The organism is Pseudooceanicola spongiae, from assembly GCF_014899185.1.
In the GTDB taxonomy this organism is placed as follows: domain Bacteria; phylum Pseudomonadota; class Alphaproteobacteria; order Rhodobacterales; family Rhodobacteraceae; genus Pseudooceanicola; species Pseudooceanicola spongiae.
The window spans coordinates 648,693-664,234 of record NZ_CP045201.1; the positions used below are offsets into that span (position 1 = coordinate 648,693).

Sequence of the window (15,542 nt, forward strand, 5' to 3'; positions counted from 1 at the left end):
ATTTTTGCATTTTTGAGGCGGGGCGTAATGTGGTGCGCTGATTATTCACGAAATGCAGCACAGAAATGTTGGGATATGCCTGCTTTTGAGGCGCGATTTCATGACGCCGAATGTGGCCAAAGGGAAACGGATTTAGCGCCGTAAATCAGTGATTTACAGCGCTGGTATGATTTGAAAAGGCATGGGGTCTTTGTGAGGCTCAATGCCCGCTATCAAGGCAAGGTCATTGGATCTCAGGCGGCCTGAGATGCCTTGGCTCCAATCCCATTTCGCGTTTTCATCAAGGGCTGGATGTATTGGCCGAATTGCTCGATCCCGATAACGAAATCATCAAATGTCAGCATGATGCCTTTCAACCCTTTGGTGGCGGCAATTTCATCCAGCATTTCAGCAACCTGTTCATAGGAGCCGATCAGTTTCAGCAATCCGGTAGGCTGGGGATTGGAAATGGCGCGGGTCAGAGCGACGGCGGTGGAGCCCTCCTTGGCGACCTTGTCCATGCCGGCCTGCGCGGCCTGCCACTCCAGCGCCTCGATATCGGTGCCCTCTTTGTAGAGGTTCCATTTGGCCCAGGCAGCTTCTTCGGTGCGGTCGGTGATGACCATCAGCAGCAGGAAGGCGCCGGTGTCGCGGCCATGCTTTTCCGCGGCGGCCGTGACCTTGGCGACCATCTCGCGGCTTTTTGTGGTCTCGTTGATGTCGCCTCCGGCACCGACGAAATTATAATCGCCATACTTGGCGACGAACTCCATGCCCTTTTCAGACTGGCCCGCTCCGACGATGGGGATGCGGTTGCCGGTGGGCTGCGGCGACAGTTTGCAGTCGTCCATCTGGAAGAAGTCGCCCTTGAAGTTGGAGGTGCCGGTGCCCCAGAGATCCTGCATGACCTGCACATATTCGCTGGCATAGTCGTAGCGGCGGGCGAAGTGTTCTGGGGTCAGCTCGATCCCCATCTGCTGGTACTCCTTTGGCTGCCAGCCGGTGACCATGTTGACGCCGAAACGGCCCGGCGCGATGGAATCGATGGTGGTGGCCATCCGCGCGGTGACGGCGGGCGGCATGGTCAGCATGGCGCAGGAGGCGAACAGCTTGATCCTGGTCGTCACGGCGGCAAGACCGGCCATGAGGGTGAAGCTTTCCAGATTGTGCACCCAGTATTCGGACGGGCCGTTGTAGCCGCGCAGCTTGATCATCGAGAGGGCGAAATCGAAGCCGAAATGTTCGGCCCGCTGCACCACGGCCTTGTTGAGATCAAAGCTCGGCATGGTTTTCGGCGAGGTGGTCGAGATCAGCCAGCCGCGGCTGCCGATCGGAATGAAGATGCCAATCTGGGTCATGTGCTACCTTTCAATGTCTCTCGACCACGGTGGGGTGGTGCGCTGGGTTGGGCTCAGCTTTCGCCAGACTGGGCTGCGGGCCAATCGACTTATTTCGCCGGGGGGCTTGAGATTTTCTCAGCCCCGGTGCGACGGGGCCTGTGTCTGCAGGGGCGAGGCGTGCCAGAACCGGCAGTGACAGCAGTGGGATCACGGCCATGCAGAGGAAGGCTGCGTGGAAATCGCCCAGAGAAACGGCAGCCGCGTCGCCCTGCAGCAGCGACAGCAGCGCCGCCGACAGCGATATGCCAAGGCCCATGGAGAGCTGCTGGAACACACCCGCCGAGGAGACGGCGCGCGACAGCTGGTGATCTGACAGCGCCGTATAGGTCAGCGTGTTTGCCGCGTTGAAATAGAGCGTGCGGATCGCCCCCGCGACGATGCAGACCGCGAGCAGAGGCAGCAATGGCCAGTTGGGCGTGATCAGAGCGAAGACGGCGACGGAGGCCGAGCCGGTCAGTGTCAGCGTGATCATCACGCAGCGAAAACCATGGCGCGCGATGAAGCCCTTGAGCAGAGGTTTCGAGGCGAAGGAGCCAAGGGCGGCGAGCGCCGAGAGCAGACCGGCGGTGATTGGGCGAAACCCCAGCCCCAGTTGCAGGATCAGCGGTGTCAGAAAGGCCATAGAGTTCAGCCCGCTGCGCCCGATGCCGCCCGCGACGACGCCGATGGCAAAGCCACGCTGCGCAAACAGCGACAGGTCTAGGGCGGGGGCCTGCATCCGGCGGGCGTGGCGGCGATAGACCAGAAACAGCGCCAGCGCGCCGCCCCCCAGACAGGCAGCACCAAGCGGGCCGAAGCGGGCATGGCCGAGCGCCTCGATCCCCAGCTGGAACAGGACCAGCGACAGCCCGGCAAGGGCGAAGCCTTTGAGATCAAAGCGTTTGGCACCCACGGGCGCCTCAGCCTCGATCAGGTGACGTGCGCCAAGGATCGCGGCGGCGCAGATCGGCAGGTTGACCAGAAACAGCAGCCGCCAATGCGCCATCTCGGCCAGTGCCGCGCCAATCAGCGGCCCGATAAGCGGCCCGATCAGCACCGGGATCGTCAGCCATGTCATCGCATCCAGCGTCCGCCCCCGGCCAAAGGCGCGCAACACGATCATGCGCCCGACGGGCGTCATCAGCGCGCCTCCGAACCCCTGGAGCAGGCGGAACGGCACCATCATCCACAGCTCCGGCATGACCGAGCACAGCACAGAGCCCGCCATGAAGACGCCCAGAGCGCCGCAGAACACCCGTCGCGCGCCAAAACGGTCGGCGAACCAGCCCGAGACCGGCATGAAGACCGCCAGACTGAGCAGATAGGCGGTGATCAGCACATGCAGCGACAGCGGCGACTGGCCCAGATCGCGGGCAATGGTCGGAATGGCGATCGTCAGCAGGGTTGAATCCACGCCCTGCATCAGAAAGGCGCAGGCCACGACGAAGGCGATCGAGATCTGGCGCCGATGAGACAGTTTGGACAAGGAACACCTCTACGTGCGACGAACAGGGCGCGTCCTGTTGGAATGGTCCGTGCGCGCGTGAGGCGTCAAAAGAGAAAAGCTAAAGCCGGCGCGCAACTTTTCTCAGCAGGGCGGTGCAAAGCTTTTCTCAGCCAGCGCCAGAGATTTCCGCATTCGGAGGCGGTGCCCGGGCGTCATAGCCTTTGCGCAACAACGACAGGAGAGGTGCGACATGGCGCGAGTTTGGGAAGAATTCCTCACGCAGGAGGACCGCGAGGTGGCGCGTCGGCGGAATTTGCGGGTGCCACACGGTCCGGGGCGGAAGACGGCGCTGCTGGTGATCGACATGCAGGTGACGGCGATTGGCGAGGACCGCCCGATTCATGAGCAGTTGGAGCGCTATCCGGGGGCCTGTGGGCCGCATGCCTGGGCGGCGATTCCGGTTCAGCAGCGGCTGCTGGCGGCGGCGCGCGCAGCGGGCATGCCGGTGATCTATTCCAAACATGTGTTCCACCCGCATACCGGCTTGGCCAAATCCGCCGCAGGCGTATTCGCCGCGAGCGATCCACGGTCGGAAATTCAGGCCGAAGTGGCGATGCAGCCGGGCGATATCCTGTTGGAAAAGCAGACTCCAAGCTGCTTCACCTTCACCAACCTGCACATGATCCTATCCGAGCTGGGCGTGGACGGGCTGCTGACCGTCGGCAACTCGACCTCGGGCTGCGTGCGCGCCTCCTGTGTCGAGGGCGAAGCCATGGGCTACAAGATGATGGTGGTCGAGGAGGGCGTGTTTGACCGCATCCAGATGAGCCATGCCGCCGCGCTGTTCGACATGCAGTTCAAGATCTGTGACGTGATCGACGAGGCGGCGGCGATGGCGATCATTGCCGGCCCCGATGCCGTGCAGAAATCTGCCTGAGGTGACGAGATGAGCCCCAATCGAACGCCTCAGGATCGCTTCAATGTCGCAGCGCTGCAACTTGGCCCGGCCTCCGCCACGATTCCCGAGACGACGGAGCGTATTGTCGCTCTGCTGGCAGAGGCGGCGGCGCGGCAGGTGAAGATCGCGGTCTTGCCTGAACTGGCGCTGACGCCTTATTTCGCCACCGAAATCCGCCCGTCGGTCGAACCCTTTGCCTCGGTTGCGCTGAATGCGGCGGCGATGGCCCGGGTCTGCGCGGCGGCGAAAGAGCATGCCATGTCCGTGGTGCTTCCTCATGCCGAAGCGCATCCGGCTGGCGTCTACAATGCCATGGCCTTTATCGATGCACAGGGGCAGGCGCGCGGGCTGTTTCGCAAGGTGCATATCCCCGGCCAGACCACGCCGGACCCCGAAAAGGAGATCACGATTCTTGAGAAACACTATTTCCTCGAGGGTGATCTGGGGTTTCCGGTCTTCGATCTGGGGGCGGCGCAGGTTGGCGGAATGATCTGCTATGATCGTCGCTTTCCCGAAAGCTACCGCGCGCTGATGCAGGCCGGGGCCGAGCTGTTCGCCGTGTCCTACAACACGCCGGTGATGAACGGCGGCACGCTGGACAAGGCGCGCGCGGCGTCGCGGCTGGCGATCTGCGGCGGCGCTTTCGCCAATGCCACCTATACGATTGCGGCGGGCAAGGCGGGCGTGGAAAGCGGCGTGACTTATATCGGCGACAGTTTCATCTGCAGCCCCGAAGGCGAGGTGATCGCCACGGCGGAGACCATGGGCGACGAGGTCGTCGTGGTCGAAGTCTCACTCTCGCATCAGGCGGCGTTGCGCGCGCGCTGGGATTTCGCTGCCAACCTGCGCCCGCAGGCCTATCAGGCACGTCCGGGCGGCGTTTCCCGCCGCTGAGGTCATGGGCGCGCGATATGCGGGCCCATGGCTATTTAGGCACTTGTCCGGACGTATGCTCATTTTATCGCCGTTCGTTGTCAGTCTCGCAGGCAGCTGTTGCAGGCCGCTTGCGGCGTCACGGCCCGCTGTGGTTCGCTAAGCTCAGGGTGGGGATCCGCCCGGTTTCGGGCTTTGTGCAACAGGTGAGAAACATGCGAAAACGAGCGCCCCTGAATGCCATTCGTGCCTTTGAGGCAACGGCGCGCCACGGCTCTGTCGTCAAGGCTGCGGACGAGCTTTGCGTCACCCCGACGGCCGTCAGCCATCAGATCCGCATGTTGGAGGAGTTCCTGCAGGTGCAGTTGTTCCTGCGCAAGAACAGCCGGATCGAGTTGACGCAGGACGCCCGCGCCAATGTCGCCCGGATCACGCAGGCGCTGGATCTGATCAACGACGCGGTGATGTCGCTGACCCAGCTTGAGGAGGACGTGCGGCGCCGTCTGACCGTCTCGGCCTCGACCTCTGTCGCCTCGCTCTGGCTGATGCCGCGGCTGGGCGAGTTCATGGTGATCGAGCCTGATGTGGATCTGAATGTACGTACCTTCATCTCGCGCCGGGAGGCTGAGGAGCAGGAGAGCGATTTTCGCATCCTGAACTGGCAGAGCGCGCTGGATTGTCAGGTCGAGCCGCTGCTGGAAGAAGAGATCGTGCCGGTCTGCGCGCCGGAGTTGGCCGCGCGCTTTGGCAATGATCCGAAAGAGATACTGGCCCATGCGCCTCTGGTGCATGTCGACCGCAATCAGGACGGGCTGGAGGGGACATATCCCGACTGGACCCGATACCTCGCGGAATATGGCGTGTCGCGGGGCGATATCTCCCATGGATCGCGTTTCAATCAGGCTTCGACGGGTATTGATGCCGCGCGTGCCGGGGCCGGGGTGATCCTGGGGCGGTCGCTGCTGACGGGACAGGCGATTGCGCGTGGCGATCTGGTCAAGGTGGCGGAAAGCTATCCGATCCGCAGCGCCTATTACCTGCTGTCGCCGTGGAAGCCCGACAGCCGCGAGACGATGCAGCGGTTCAAGGACTGGATCCTTGGCAAAGTGCGCCAGAACACGCTGGTGCATGCGGCCTGACGGCCTGTTTGCAAATTTCCCAGCAGAGTTTGCATATCCGACAGGCCGCCCATGACACGGGCGGCCTGTCGCATTTCAGTGCGGCGCAGGCTCAAGTTGGTGCAAGGATATGTTCGTCGCTCGCCTGCCAGCTCATCATCGCGGTGTCGCCGATCTGGGGGTTTTGCGCGAAATAGTCAGTGTCGCTTTGCAAAACCGTCATCTCGTCCCCGAGTGGGGTTTGCAAAGTGATGCGGACGATATTGCCCTGATATTCGATCATCGCGATCTGGCCCTCGACGCTGCGCAGACCCGTCGCGTGACCGAGCCTGCAGCGATCCGTGCGCACAGAGACCTCGCGGCCATTGCTGTTGAGCACGTTTTGCCCGCCAAGGAAGCGCGCGACAAAGGCGTTCGTCGGCGTCTCGAACACCTCGCGCACCGGGGCGGCCTGCATGATTTTGGCATCATTCATCACGACGATCATGTCCGACAGGGCCAGAGCCTCGTCCTGCGAATGGGTGACGTGGATGAAGGAGATGCCGAGCTCTTTCTGGATACGCTTCAACTCTGAGCGCATCTTGACCCGCAGGAACGGGTCCAGCGCCGACAGCGGCTCATCCAGCAGCAGCACCTTGGGCCGGGTGATCAGCGAGCGCGCCAGCGCGACGCGTTGCTGTTGGCCGCCCGACAGCTGATTGGGCAGGCGGTCGGCGAGGTGGTCCATCTGCACCAGCTCAAGATATTGGCGGGCCTGCGCGCGGCGCTCCCTGGTGGCGACGCCGCGCACCTTCAGCGAAAAGGCGACGTTGTCGAGGCAGGACAGATGCGGAAACAATGCGTAGTCCTGAAACATCATCGAGGTGCCGCGATCGACCGGCAGCTTATGGGTGACCTCTTCGCCATGGATCAGGATGGCGCCTTCGCTGACGTCCTCATGCCCGGCGAGCATGCGCAGGGTGGTGGACTTGCCGCAGCCAGACGGGCCAAGCAGACAGCAGTAACTGCCACGCGGAATGCGCAGGGAGATATCTGCGACCGCCGCAGGCCCGGTGCCGTAGCGTTTGGTCACGGCAACCAGCTCGGCATCGAAACGGTGGCCCTGCGTGGCCTGCTTGAGGTGGCTTTTGCCGGACGCGGCGGGGGCGGTTTGCGGTTTCAGCTGGATCAGGCTCATTGGGCGGTCCTTGAAGAGCGGCGCTTGGCCAGTCGCGTCATGACGAGCAGCGACGCGATGACCAGCGAGAAGGAGACGAAGGTGGTGATGGTGCCGACGGCAAAGATCACGGGAGAGGTGGCGGCGGTCAGCAGGCCGGTGATCTCCATCGGCATGGTGTTGCCGGTGCCGACGTTCAGCTGGGTCCGCGCGATTTCCTCGTAAGATGAGGTCAGCGAGGCCATGGTGATGGCAATGATGCCGGGCAGGATGATCGGCACGATCACCATCCAGAACCGCTGGCGGGCATTGGCCCCAAGATCGGTCGCGGCTTCCTCGTAGGCGGGGTTGAAGCGGCCCAGCACGATGAACATGATCAGCATGCCGAAGGGCAGGGTCCATGTCAGCTGCGCGCCGATGCCGGAGGTGAACCAGTTCACCCGCCAGCCGAGCAGGTTGAAGGTCAGCGCGATGCCGAAGCCGACGAAGATGCCCGGCAGCACCATCGAGGCGATGGCGGAATAGAACACGAGGTTGGCACCGGGAAACTTGCGTCGGTAGGCCATGCCCGCCGCGACCGAGATGATCATGCTCAGCACGGCCACGATCACCGCCATGCGGATCGAGCGGCGGAAGGCGGCGGGAATGTCGCCGACGCCTTGCCCGCCGGTGCCCTGAAACAGCACCTCGAACCAATGCGTCGACCAGCCGACCATGGGAAAGGACATGCCCCCCTGTGGCCCCTGAAACGACAGCACATAGACGCAAGCCATTGGGGCATATAGAAAGATCGCATAGCCCCCAAGCAGCGTGGCGAGGACGTAGAAGCTGAGCGGGCGTTTGCGTTTGCGGGTGGCCATGGCGGGAACCTTCCTATTTCGTCAGTTCTTTGCGGATGTCGGCAAAGCGCAGCAGGATCGCCACAAGGCCCAGCACGATGGCCAGCATCAGCACGGACTTCGCGGCGGCGGGGGGGTACTGAAAGGCGTTCAGCTCGGTCACGATAGCCATGGTGGCCGTGTTGACCTGACCGCCGGACATCGTCTTGACGATGAAAAAATCACCCATGACGGCGGTGACGACAAAGATCGTGCCGATGGCGATGCCGGGACGGGCGAGGGGCAGAATGATCTCGCGGATGATCTGGAACTCGGACGCTCCGGCGTCCTGCGCGGCCTGAATGATCGAGCGGGGCACTTTCATCATCGAATTCGAGATGGTGATCACCATCGGCATGGTCAGCAGGTGGATATAGGCGATCAGAATGGCGAATTCGGAATACATCAGCCAGCTGACAGGCTCGGTCACGATGCCGAGGCCGAGCAGCGCCTGATTGACCAGCCCCTCGCGCCCCAGCAGGGGCACCCAAGCGACGGCGCGGATCGGGCCGGAGGTCCAGAATGGAATGGCGATGGCCGCCAGCAGCATCAGGCGCACCTGCATGGAGCGGACATGGAACACCAGAAAATACGCGATTGAAAAGCCCAGGGTGAAGGTGACTACCCAGACGATCGCGACGAATTTGAACGTCGTCTCGTAGAGGTTCAGCGTCAGCTGTGACGTGAACACATCCTTCCAGGAGCCGAGGTAGATCTCGGGGAAGACTTGGGCGAAATCGTAGTCGAGGAAGCTGACGACAAAGATGATCACCAGCGGCACCAGCACCATCGCCGCAAAGATGATGCCCATCGGCGCGATCTGAAGCAGCGAAACGGCTTTGGGAGAGAGCTTCATGAAAGGCCTCCTTTATGAGCGACAGGGGGCCGTGGCGCAGGCGCGCCACGGCCAGTCGGGGATCAGGCGGCGATGAAATCCTGCCAGCGACGCACCAGATAGCGGTCCTCGTCCATCAGCGAATTCCAGATGCCGATATTGCCCATCCGGTCCCAGAGGGCGCCGCCATCGCGCACGGCGCCAGCTGTCTCCATCACCTTGCCGAAGGGGTTGAGGATGTCGGCGGTGGCGGGCTTGCCCTCGTACCAGTAGCCGTATTCGTTCTCGCTCATCAGCGGCTTCACGTTGTCGGGGACCGAGTTGTAGAAGCCCTGACGTGAGATGAAGGCGCCGACCCAGCCGGAGTTGTACCAGTTCATGTACTCGATGGCGCAGTCGCGCTGCAGACCGGTCAGATGGCCCATGCCCATCATCATGATGTACCAGCCGCGATAGCCTTCCTTCATGCCGTTGTACTTGCACTCGATTCCGCGGGTGCGGACCTCGGTCACGGCGGGGGCCCACATCGATTCAAGCACCACTTCGCCGGAGGCCATCAGCTGTACCGACTGCTCGAATGTGGTCCAGAAGCTGCGGAAATGGCCGTCCTTCTTGTAGGCGATCAGCTTGTCTATGGTGGCGTCGATCTCGGCCTTGGTCATATTGCCCTTGTCGACGTAGGTGACTTCGCCCATGGCCTCCAGCGCCATGGCGGCGTCGGGCACGCCGATCGCCACGCCGTCCTGCAGCGCCACCTTGCCGGTGAACTCCGAGCTGAGCAGATCGGCCCAGCTGGTGATCGGACGGTCGATCAGATCGGGGCGGATGCCGATGGTGTCGGCGTTGTAATAAAGCGGCACACCGACCAGCCATTCCGTTGGGGTCAGCGAGTATTCATCTGCCTTTTCAGAGGTATAGTACTGCGCCTTGATCGGCGCATAGCCCTGCATCGAATAGGCCTCGCCGCTGGGATAGGTGCCGGCGGTGAACAGCGGCACGGTCTTGTCCCACCATTTGTAGTCCTTGACCGCCAGCGGCATCAGGATGTCACGCCCGAGGAAATATTTCATCGAGGTATTGGGCAGATCGACCACATCCAGCGTATCGGCCTGCGTCAGCATGCGGTTGGTCTGGGTGGTCTGGTCGAGGGTCTGCATCTCGACCGTGAAGCCCAGATCCTTGTTGGCCTGTTCGGCGATATTGGGGATCGTCGAATAGCTTTGCCCGGCATGGACGATCTTGATGTCCTTGATGTTCTGCGCCCAGAGCATCGGTGCCGGGAACAGGCTGGCGACGCCTGCGGCGGCACCGGTTTTCAGCAAGCTGCGGCGCGACAGGCCGGTCTTTTCGGCTTTCGGTGTCTTGGGTGTCATACATCCCTCCTGCGGACGTGAGTGGCGCACGGCCCATTTTTGTGACGCCACCCCGGGTTGCCTTTGCGGCGGGCCGGGGGGCGGCTGGGTCCTTGATGCGCGTCGGTTCTGTTGGTCTTGTGGTCTGGGCTGCGTCGGGCCGCCCCTTCTCAAAGCTTCGCGGAGGCAGGCGGGATCGGGCAATTGAGGAAAACTCACGCGTGCGCTGAGGAAAGCTGCGGTGCAGCGAAACGCGGATGCTGTTTAGGTGGTCCCGACCCGTTATGCAGAGGCACGCGATGAACTTCGAACACCAGATTGACCGTCCAAACCCGCAGTCCATGACGGCCTGCGCCCTTGTGGCCGAGGTCGCCTCGGGGCGCATCAGCGCGCTGGACGTGGCCGAAGCCACCATCGCCGCCATCGCCGAGAGCGAGCCCGATGTGCAGGCCTTTGCCTATTTCGACGCCGATCTGCTGCGCGCCCAGGCCGTGGCTGTCGATGCGGGCGAGAGCCTTGGTAAGCTGGCGGGCGTGACCGTGGGCGTCAAGGATGTGATTGCCACGTTCGATATGCCGACTAGCCATAATACGAAGCGTTATGAGGGGGTTATGACGGGCGTGGATGCCGCTTGCGTCGATACCCTGCGCGCCGCCGGGGCGCTGATCGTGGGCAAGACGGTGACCACGGAATTCGCCGCCGGGCAGCGCGGTGGCAAGACGCGCAATCCGCATGACCTGACGCGCACGCCGGGGGGGTCCTCCTCTGGCTCGGCAGCGGCGGTGGCGGCGGGGATGTGCGCGGTGGCGCTCGGCACGCAGACCGGGGGCTCGACCATCCGCCCGGCGTCGTTCAACGGCATCTTCGGCTGGAAGCCGACCTGGAACGCCATCTCGCGCGAGGGGCTGAAAGTTTATTCGCTGACCTGCGACACGCTGGGTCTATATGCCCGCGAGATAGGCGATCTGCAGCTTCTTGCGGATGTATTCGACCTCGACCCGAGCCCTGAGCCGCAGAGCCTTGAGGGATTGCGCATCGCGCTGTGCCGCACGCCGGTCTGGGAGGCGACAGAGCCCTCGATGCGCGATGCCATGGCGCGGGGCGCGACCTATCTGCGCGGGCAGGGCGCGCAGGTGGTCGAGCTGGAATTGCCCTCTATCTTCAATGACCTGCATGCGGCCCATACGATCATTCTGGCGCGCGAGGGACGCAGCGCCTTCCTGAACGAAGTCCGCCGCTGCCCCGAGCTGCACGACCAGTTTCACGACATGGTTGGCAATGCCCGCCAGATCACCCCGGATCAGGCCCGCTGGGCCTATGCCCATGCCGACAGCTGTCGCGCGGCCTTTGACGAAATTGCCCAAGGCTTTGATGCGGTTATGACCCCCTCCGCCTGTGGTGAGGCGCCCGTCGGGCTGGCCTTTACCGGCGATGCGACGATGAATTCACTCTGGACGCTGCTGCAGGTGCCTGTCGTCTCGGCGCCCGGTCTGACGGGGCCGAACGGGATGCCGCTGGGTCTGTCCTTCGTCACGCGGCGCTATGCGGATCGCACCGCTCTGGTGATCGCAGGGCTGGCGGCACAGGCGATTCTGGAGGGGTGAGGAATGCTCAGCCCCTGCCAAATGAAACGTCATTCGTCCGGGCGCGGTGCTCAGCTTAGGCTTTGGGAAAACAGGGAAAAAGGAAGATGTCATGCGCCATAGCCATGTCACTCAGGCGGCTTTTCGCGATGGGATGGCCAGCCTCGCAGGGGCGGTCAATATCGTCACCACGGATGGCGAGGCGGGGCGGTCGGGCTTCACCGCGTCCGCCGTCTGCTCGGTCACCGACAGCCCGCCGACCTTGCTGGTCTGCCTGAACCGATCCTCCTCGGCGGCCCCGGCGTTTCTGGCGCATGAGGCGCTCTGCGTGAATACGGTGGGGCCTCTGCATCAGGATCTGGCGATGCTGTTCGGCGGCAAGACCCCGATGGAGGAGCGCTTTGCAAAAGCCACCTGGGGGCGCGCGGTGACGGGCGCACCGGTGCTGGAACAGGCCGTCGTCAGCTTTGACTGCATGATCACCCACCGCCACGCAGTTGGCACCCATGAGGTGCTGTTTTGCGAGGTGGTGGGCATCGTGCAGCAGGCGGGCGCTGCGGCATCAGCCTATTTCGGGCGGCGATTTCATGAGCTTAGGGTTTGACAGATGATACTGCAGGATATGGATTTCGATGGGAACACCGCGCTGAGCGAAGAGGTTACACAGGCCTGTGAGGCGCTGGCCGAGGGCAGGATCGTCGTGCTGAGCGGCACCCGGGCCGGGCCGGTTCTGGCGATGGCGGCCGAGGCGGTGACGCCAGAGCGCGTGAACTTCATGGCGCGCGAGGCCCGTGGGCTGGTCGGCATGGCGCTGACACCGCGCAAGGCGGCAATGCTGGGACTGTCGCTGCAACCGCGCCGGGGCGGCGGCGAGCGGCCGCTTTTCACCGTCTCGATCGAAGCACGCGAGGGGATCGAGACCGGAATTTCCTCGGCAGATCGGGCGCTTACGATTCTGACGGCGACTCACTGCGACACCGGAGAGCGGATCGTCACACCGGGCCATATCTTCCCCCAGATCAGTGAGGGGGATGCCGGTGCGCAGGCCGATTGCGCACTGGCTTTGCTGAAGGCGGCGGGGCTTTCCCCGGTGGCGGCGCTCTGTTCGATGATCGGGGCGGGGGGAGAGGCGCTCAGCGATGCGGACGCCGAGGCCTTTGCCAGGGCGCAGGGGCTGGTCTGTGTCGATGCCAGAGCGATTGCGCCACTGGTCTGAGGTCGAAAAATAGCACGTAATTGCAAGGGGTTGAGGGGCGCCCGTGACAGGAAAATGCAGGAAGTTTCAGAACTTGGGAAATTCCTGCTTGACGCCTGCGCACCCTCGCCATAGAACGCGCTCCACGGCAGCTACGCGGTTGTAGCTCAGTTGGTTAGAGTACCGGCCTGTCACGCCGGGGGTCGCGGGTTCGAGCCCCGTCAACCGCGCCACTGCCGTCATAGAAAAGCGTCCCCTAGGGGACGCTTTTTTCATATCTGGCAATACCTTACACCCAAACAAAAAGATCTGACCAAGAGGTCATTTTTGCATTGACGCCCCCGGCCCCTCGGTCTATTCCGCCCCACATGCGCGGTTGTAGCTCAGTTGGTTAGAGTACCGGCCTGTCACGCCGGGGGTCGCGGGTTCGAGCCCCGTCAACCGCGCCACTTATCCCCTAAAGATATCCGATTGTGACACGCCCCCTTCGGGGGGCGCGGATCTCTTTGCGTTAACGATATGTTTCGGCTGCCGGTGACGGCTTGGGGCAGGGCAGCTGGCTCCTCCCGCCTCGGTCAGAGGTTAACGCCGCGAAATCCCTCAAATCGCCCTGTCGGTATCTGGTCGGTATTGCGTCGGTATCTGAACGGTGCGGTTTTGCGCTACGCCGCCGTGGTTAACGCCCCGGCGCGAGAGCCGCATTGCGCGACCTATCGATCATCTCGATCTCTCGTGCCCGCGCACCGGCGATCAGATCGGGGATCAGCGCGGCCTCTGGCAGGTTCTTCCAGTACTTCTTCGGCATCTCGCTGAGCATCGCCTTGGGGTTCAGGCGGGCGGGGTTGAAGATGGCGGCGTAATAGGCCTTCCAGACCTCCTCCAGCGGGTCACCGGGGGCGGCGTCCTGCACGCTGGCCCCGGGGCCCTGGCGCAGGGTCTCCGTGTCCCAGTGCAGCGAGGTGTCGGGCGTCAGAATCGACCAGTGCATCGTGGCGAAACGGCCGACGAAAAAGCCAGCATTGGCGCGGGTGATGTGGTGATCGGGTTCGAACCACGCCACATAGCGCGGGCCGGTCGCGGTGCTCATCTCGCGAAAGCGCAGGAAGGCGTGCATCTTGTGCATGTCGCGGTGGACGGTCTGCGCGAGGGCGTCGATGCGGCGGCACAGCGGGTCGGTCTTGTCGTGCAGCAGGCCGGGCTGGCGCGCGACGCGCAGCAGCAGCGCATAGAGCAGGGCAAAGCGTTCGGGATCGCGGTGCAACAGCGCGCTGCGGGCGAGGGGCAGGAAGCCTTTCGGCACGGTGAGGGCGCGCGTGGGCGTCGGCAGAGGGCGCGGCGCGGGGGCGAAGAGGTCGGCGGGCTGGTCGCCGACCTGCCACAGGATCTGGTCGGCGGGCACCTCGGCCGCGGCCAGCGCCCGGGCGGCGCTGCGCCAGCCGTCGAAATCATCGGCGGCGTCGAGGCGGATCAGATGGCGGGTCATGCGGGGAACAGCTCCAGCTGTTTTGGTTTCGGCGCGATGAGGGCCTTGAGGTCGGCGCTGTCGGTCAGGGTCACGGGGCGCCAGTCCTCGCAGATGATGAAGGGGCGCAGCTTTTTCAGCGAGGTGGTGGCGCGGGCGACGTCCGACAGGCGCAGGCTGCGGTAGCGGCGCGCGGCGAGCAGGCGTTTGACGGCGGTCGGCCCGAGGCCGGGGATTCGCAGCAGCATCTCGCGCGGGGCGCGGTTCACATCCACCGGGAACTGGTCGCGGAATTTCAGCGCGTAGGCGAGCTTTGGGTCGATATCGAGGGGGAGCATGCCGCTGGGGTCGGTGACGGAGGTGACGTCGGCCAGCGAAAAATCATAGCAGCGGATCAGCCAGTCGGACTGATAGAGCCGGTGTTCGCGCAGCATCGGCGGGCGCTGCAGCGGCAGCACGGCAGAGGCGTCGGGAATCGGGCTGAAGGCGGAGTAATAGACCCGCTTGAGCCGGTGGCGCGTATAAAGCCCGGAGGCGCGGTGCACGATGTCGCGGTCGCTGGCGGCGTCGGCGCCGATGATCATCTGGGTCGACTGGCCAGCGGCAAAGGCGGGCGCGGATTTGTAGCGCCGGCGGGCATCGGCGCCGTCCTCGATCACGCTGGCCATATTGGCCATGGCGCCTTCGATCTGGGTCTCGGATTTCTCGGGGGCGAGGATTTGCAGGCCCTGTGTCGTCGGCAGCTCGACGTTGATCGAGATGCGGTCGGCGTAGCGGCCAGCCTGCGCGATCAGCGCGGGGTCGGCATCGGGGATGGTCTTGAGGTGGATATAGCCGCGAAAGTCGTGGTCTTCGCGCAGGCAACGCGCGACCTCGTTGATCTGCTCCATCGTGTAGTTGGAGCTGGCGATGATGCCGGAGGAGAGGAAGAGGCCTTCGATATAGTTGCGGCGATAGAAGCTGAGGGTGAGGTCGACGACCTCCTGCGCGGTGAAACGGGCGCGGCGGACGTTGGAGCTGCGGCGGTTGATGCAATAGTGGCAGTCGAAGATGCAGCTGTTGGTCAGCAGGATCTTGAGCAGGCTGATGCAGCGCCCGTCCGGGGCATAGGCGTGGCAGATGCCGCCGCCGGTGATCGAGCCGATGCCGGTGCCCGTGCGCGAATCGCGTTTTTTGGCGCCGGAGGAGGCGCAGGAGGCATCGTATTTCGCGGCATCCGCGAGGATGGTGAGCTTTTCGCTGGTGTCGAGCTGCGCCATGGGCGGGGTCCTTCCTGTCTCAGCCCCTTTGCGCCGTCTTTGCAAACTGCGCTGAGGCTGTTTGCAAA

At 63.5% G+C, this 15,542-nt stretch carries 14 protein-coding genes and 2 tRNA genes; 8 read left to right on the top strand and 8 right to left on the bottom strand.

Annotated elements, in window-relative coordinates; translation table 11 throughout:
• Positions 1-233 precede the first annotated feature (233 nt).
• On the bottom strand, positions 234-1,337 hold the full coding sequence (gene rutA / locus F3W81_RS03055; RefSeq protein WP_193082203.1) for a pyrimidine utilization protein A: 1,104 nt from the start codon (positions 1,335-1,337) through the stop codon (positions 234-236).
• A 10-nt stretch (positions 1,338-1,347) separates the two neighbouring features.
• On the bottom strand, positions 1,348-2,844 hold the full coding sequence (locus F3W81_RS03060) for an MFS transporter (protein WP_193082204.1): 1,497 nt from the start codon (positions 2,842-2,844) through the stop codon (positions 1,348-1,350).
• A gap of 211 nt (positions 2,845-3,055) precedes the next feature.
• On the opposite strand from F3W81_RS03060, the gene F3W81_RS03065 reads away from it, so the two are divergent.
• The 3 genes from F3W81_RS03065 to F3W81_RS03075 all read left to right on the top strand — a co-directional run bounded on the left by F3W81_RS03065 (position 3,056) and on the right by F3W81_RS03075 (position 5,775).
• The gene (locus F3W81_RS03065; RefSeq protein WP_193082205.1) at positions 3,056-3,742 is read left to right on the top strand and encodes an isochorismatase family protein; all 687 of its coding nucleotides are present in this window, start codon (positions 3,056-3,058) and stop codon (positions 3,740-3,742) included.
• A 9-nt stretch (positions 3,743-3,751) separates the two neighbouring features.
• Positions 3,752-4,657: a nitrilase-related carbon-nitrogen hydrolase gene (locus tag F3W81_RS03070; protein WP_193082206.1), complete on the top strand. Its 906-nt coding sequence runs from the start codon at positions 3,752-3,754 to the stop codon at positions 4,655-4,657.
• Between the two features lie 194 nt (positions 4,658-4,851).
• Positions 4,852-5,775 carry a LysR substrate-binding domain-containing protein gene (locus F3W81_RS03075; protein ID WP_193082207.1) on the top strand — a complete coding sequence of 308 codons (924 nt, stop codon included), beginning with the start codon at positions 4,852-4,854 and terminating at the stop codon, positions 5,773-5,775.
• 91 nt (positions 5,776-5,866) lie between these two features.
• Here F3W81_RS03075 and F3W81_RS03080 read toward each other — a convergent pair whose 3' ends face one another.
• The 4 genes from F3W81_RS03080 to F3W81_RS03095 form a co-directional block, all read right to left on the bottom strand.
• On the bottom strand, positions 5,867-6,931 hold the full coding sequence (locus tag F3W81_RS03080) for an ABC transporter ATP-binding protein (protein WP_193082208.1): 1,065 nt from the start codon (positions 6,929-6,931) through the stop codon (positions 5,867-5,869).
• Positions 6,928-7,770 carry an ABC transporter permease gene (locus tag F3W81_RS03085; protein WP_193082209.1) on the bottom strand — a complete coding sequence of 281 codons (843 nt, stop codon included), beginning with the start codon at positions 7,768-7,770 and terminating at the stop codon, positions 6,928-6,930. Before F3W81_RS03085 ends, F3W81_RS03080 begins: the two co-directional genes overlap by 4 nt.
• A gap of 13 nt (positions 7,771-7,783) precedes the next feature.
• Complete coding sequence (locus F3W81_RS03090) at positions 7,784-8,644, bottom strand: ABC transporter permease (RefSeq protein WP_193082210.1); 861 nt, start codon at positions 8,642-8,644, stop codon at positions 7,784-7,786.
• Positions 8,645-8,706: 62 nt separating this feature from the next.
• Positions 8,707-9,996 (bottom strand): ABC transporter substrate-binding protein, encoded by a 1,290-nt coding sequence (locus F3W81_RS03095; protein WP_193082211.1) that lies wholly within the window; start codon positions 9,994-9,996, stop codon positions 8,707-8,709.
• 278 nt (positions 9,997-10,274) lie between these two features.
• On the opposite strand from F3W81_RS03095, the gene F3W81_RS03100 reads away from it, so the two are divergent.
• The 5 genes from F3W81_RS03100 (at position 10,275) to F3W81_RS03120 (ending at position 13,202) form a co-directional block, all read left to right on the top strand.
• Positions 10,275-11,579 (top strand): amidase, encoded by a 1,305-nt coding sequence (locus F3W81_RS03100; protein WP_193082212.1) that lies wholly within the window; start codon positions 10,275-10,277, stop codon positions 11,577-11,579.
• A 91-nt stretch (positions 11,580-11,670) separates the two neighbouring features.
• On the top strand, positions 11,671-12,162 hold the full coding sequence (locus F3W81_RS03105; protein WP_193082213.1) for a flavin reductase: 492 nt from the start codon (positions 11,671-11,673) through the stop codon (positions 12,160-12,162).
• Positions 12,163-12,165: 3 nt separating this feature from the next.
• The gene (locus F3W81_RS03110; protein ID WP_193082214.1) at positions 12,166-12,774 is read left to right on the top strand and encodes a 3,4-dihydroxy-2-butanone-4-phosphate synthase; all 609 of its coding nucleotides are present in this window, start codon (positions 12,166-12,168) and stop codon (positions 12,772-12,774) included.
• A 135-nt stretch (positions 12,775-12,909) separates the two neighbouring features.
• Positions 12,910-12,986: transfer RNA gene (locus tag F3W81_RS03115), tRNA-Asp, on the top strand.
• Positions 12,987-13,125: 139 nt separating this feature from the next.
• Positions 13,126-13,202 (top strand) — tRNA-Asp (locus tag F3W81_RS03120).
• 227 nt (positions 13,203-13,429) lie between these two features.
• On the opposite strand, the gene F3W81_RS03125 is transcribed toward F3W81_RS03120, so the two are convergent.
• Both F3W81_RS03125 and F3W81_RS03130 read right to left on the bottom strand, forming a co-directional pair.
• Entirely contained in the window at positions 13,430-14,236 is an 807-nt protein-coding gene (locus F3W81_RS03125) for a TIGR03915 family putative DNA repair protein (RefSeq protein WP_193082215.1), read from the bottom strand.
• On the bottom strand, positions 14,233-15,474 hold the full coding sequence (locus tag F3W81_RS03130; RefSeq protein ID WP_193082216.1) for a putative DNA modification/repair radical SAM protein: 1,242 nt from the start codon (positions 15,472-15,474) through the stop codon (positions 14,233-14,235). The genes F3W81_RS03125 and F3W81_RS03130 overlap by 4 nt, the downstream gene beginning before the upstream one ends.
• Positions 15,475-15,542: the final 68 nt, after the last annotated feature.